Annotated in this window: 3 protein-coding genes; 1 reads left to right on the top strand and 2 read right to left on the bottom strand. The window is 67.5% G+C overall.

All coding sequences use genetic code 11. The features are described 5' to 3' along the window. Nucleotides 1–216: 216 nt before the first annotated feature. On the bottom strand, nucleotides 217–1,332 hold the full coding sequence (locus tag ACV4UX_RS18175) for an N-acetylneuraminate synthase family protein (protein ID WP_491594692.1): 1,116 nt from the start codon (nucleotides 1,330–1,332) through the stop codon (nucleotides 217–219). After that, nucleotides 1,329–1,946 (bottom strand): winged helix-turn-helix transcriptional regulator, encoded by a 618-nt coding sequence (locus ACV4UX_RS18170; RefSeq protein WP_491594691.1) that lies wholly within the window; start codon nucleotides 1,944–1,946, stop codon nucleotides 1,329–1,331. The genes ACV4UX_RS18175 and ACV4UX_RS18170 overlap by 4 nt, the downstream gene beginning before the upstream one ends. 334 nt (nucleotides 1,947–2,280) lie before the next feature. Between ACV4UX_RS18170 and ACV4UX_RS18165 the strand changes: the two genes are divergently transcribed. Next, entirely contained in the window at nucleotides 2,281–3,039 is a 759-nt protein-coding gene (locus tag ACV4UX_RS18165) for an ABC transporter ATP-binding protein (RefSeq protein WP_491594690.1), read from the top strand. The last annotated feature ends 99 nt before the right edge of the window (nucleotides 3,040–3,138 follow it).

Here is a 3,138-nt window from a genome sequence, read left to right as displayed (position 1 = left end):
CCACTGCACCAGGTCCTCGTGGCGCACGGGGGCCACCAGGGCGCGGCCGAGCACGGCAGGCCTGTTGGTCAGGTCCCATGACGGGTCCGGGGTTGGTCAGGTCGCGTGCGTCTCGTGTCGCGATTTTGAAAAGCATGAATGTTTTTCAAAATGAAAATCATTGGTTATGGCTGTCGGTCCTGGCAGCCCGCAGGGACGGAGTGCGAGGACGCGGCACTAGCGGCTCTGGGCCAGGGGCAGCCCGCCCTGGAGCATCTCTCCCGAGGGGCGCAGCGCCGGGCCCAGGAGCTCCCACTGCACCAGGTCCTCGTGGCGCACGGGGGCCACCAGGGCGCGGCCGAGCACGTCGTCCCAGAGGATGGGGCTGATGCCGTGGCCGGGGCATTTGACGGTGAGGTCGGCCTCGGTGAGCGTATGCCCAGCGGGCAGGTCGCGCGCGAAGACGATGCTCTTGCGCAGCTTCACGGCGGCCTTGCGCTCGCTCTCGAAGACCTCCTTGCGGGTGACGGCCATGGCGGCCTCGGCCTCGCGGATGAGCCGCACCATGCGGGCGAAGCCCTCGGGGTCCAGGGAGGCCTGGTGGTCGGTGCCGCGCAGGGTGCGGTCCAGGGTGAAGTGGCGCTCCACCACGCGCGCGCCCAGGGCGGCGGCGGCCACGCTGGGCCCCAGGCCCTGTTCGTGGCCGGAGTAGCCCACGTGGAGCCCGTAGCGCCGGGAGAGCTGGGCCATCACGGGCAGGGCCACGCATTCGTCGGGGCAGGGGTAGGTGGAGTTGCAGTGCAGCACCACGATGCGGTCGTGGAAGCGGCGCAGTTCGGCCACGGCGTGGTCGATTTCCTCCAGGCTGCTCATGCCTGTGGAGAGGATCACGGGCAGTCCGGTGGCGCCGGCCTGGCGCAGGAGCGGCACGTTCACCAGGTCGGCGGAGCTGATCTTGAGCATCTCGACGCCCAGGGCCTCCATCTCGGCAAGGCTCACCTGATCCCAGGCGGAGGCGAAGAAGACCATGCCCTGGGATTCGGCCAGGGCTTTGAGCTCCGCCATGTCTTCCAGGGAGATTTCCAGGGCGAGGCGGTGCTCGCCGTAGGTGCGGCCGAAGCTGTTGGGGCCGGAGTAGGGCATCTGGAGGCCCTCGTCGGTGAACATGGCGTTCATGTCGCGCTTCTGGAACTTCACGGCTCCCGCGCCGGCCCGGGCGGCCTCCTCGACCATCCTGCGGGCGAGGGCCAGGTCTCCCTGGTGGTTGTTGCCGATTTCGGCGACCACGAAGCAGGGACTTCCGTTGCCGATCTGGGCGCCCGAGGCGAGCCGGATGGGAGGGATGGTCTTCATAAGCGTATGATCTCCACGTTGTTCTTCTCGTGCAGCGCCTTGAGCTGGCCGTGGATCTCGTCCTGGCAGCCGAAGGAGGTGATCACCACGGCCTGGGGCCTGAGCGACTCCAGGACCACCGGCGGCGAAATGACGTGGCCGCCCAGCGTTTTGCCCGCGAGTTCGGGGTTGCTGTCCACCAGGGCCGTCACCTCGAACCCTCCGGTGGCGCGCAGGGCCTGGAGCACCACCTCGCAGGTCTCCGACGCGCCGAAGAGCACGAGCTTCACCAGCCCCCGGGCCTTGAGGGCCGCGAGCCTGCGGGCGATGGCGGTTTTCAGGGCCGTATAGATCTGCACGGTTTCGGAGGAGAAGCTGGAGAACATGACGCGGCGTCTGTTCTCGCCCTCCTCGGTGAGCAGATAGCGGTAGCTCTTGCCGTTCACGGGCACGTATTCGATGAGCCGGTCGTCCACCATCTCCTTGAGGTACTGGTTGACCATGGCCCCGGAGAGGTTGGCGCGCTTGCCCAGCTCGTTCTGGCTCACCTGGCTGTCCTGGGCCAGGGTGTCCAGGATGGCCAGGTAGCGGGCCGGCTTGCTGGGGCGGTAGAAGGTCTTGTTCACGAGGAGCATGGCGCTGTCACCGTTCGTTCATGGGGTGAACGCTCAGCCAGGGAAGGCCGGGCGAGCGGTATCCCGTTGATACGTGCAATCCCGAAGGATAACAAGAGCTTGGCATGTCCAAAAAAACTCCGTCATTTCAAGTGGATGACGCCGGGCCTTGCGGGCGGACCATTCAGCTCTCAAACGGTTTATCGGCAGAAGCTTCCCAGGGCTTTATGGCTGCCGGAGTGATAAGGGGGTATGCATTCGTCGTGCCACTTGCCAAAGACGCCCTCCCGTCCGGGCGGGCGGGCGAGTTGCATTTCGCGCGCATCAGGATACAAACCCCGCCAGGAGGGCGCGCGTGTCGAACGATCTCATCGAAATCAAGGGGCTGACCCGATCTTTCCAGGGCCGCCCGGTGCTGCGCGGGGTGGACCTGCGCGTGCCCGAGGGCGGGCTCACGGTGGTCATCGGCAAGAGCGGCGAGGGCAAGAGCGTGCTGCTCAAGCACGTGATGGGCCTTCTGCGACCGGATTCGGGCGACGTGCGCTTCGAGGGTCGCGCCCTGGGGGACATGACCCGCGCGCAGCTGCGCGCGCTCAAGCCGCGCATGTCCTACATGTTCCAGGGCATGGCCCTGTTCGATTCCCTGACGGTGTTCGAGAACGTGGCCCTGCCGCTGCGCGAGCGCCTGCGCCTGCCCGGCCCGGAGGTGGAGGCCCGCGTGGGCCGCATGCTGGAGGAGCTGGAGCTTGCCGGCGCGCGCGAGCGCTACCCCTCCCAGCTTTCGGGGGGCATGCAGAAGCGCGTGGCTCTGGCGCGCGCCCTGGTCACCGAGCCTTCCATCGTGCTTTTCGACGAACCCACAACGGGGCTCGACCCCCTGCGCAAGTGGGCGGTGTTCCGGCTCATCGACGCCTCGCGCCGCCGCTTCGGCTTCACGGCGCTCATGGTCAGCCACGACATCCCCGACGTGTTCGAGATCGCCACCCACGTGGCCCTGCTCGACGAGGGGCGCATCGTCTTCTCGGGGACGCCCGCCCAGGCCCTGGCCTCGGAGCATCCGGTGCTTCGCGGGTTCATGCCCGGCCGGGAGGGCGTGACGGCCCCCGCAGAGTGAGCCGAGGTCCGGAGGCGGCCTGGTCGCCCGTTGAAAAGACGATTCTTGCAGCCTGTTCAAAAAACGCGCTGGCAAGGCGCAGGGAAAAAGCCAAGCCCG

It is taken from the genome of Fundidesulfovibrio sp., assembly GCF_058402725.1.
Note: the sequence above shows the minus strand (reverse complement) of the source record. Positions and strands in the feature narration are given on the sequence as shown.

What these genes read in the sequence shown, in the direction of transcription:
- ACV4UX_RS18175 (WP_491594692.1), bottom strand. Translation starts at nt 1,332, where the DNA reads ATGAAGACCATCCCTCCCATCCGGCTCGCCTCGGGCGCCCAGATCGGC.
- ACV4UX_RS18170 (WP_491594691.1), bottom strand. Translation starts at nt 1,946, where the DNA reads ATGCTCCTCGTGAACAAGACCTTCTACCGCCCCAGCAAGCCGGCCCGC.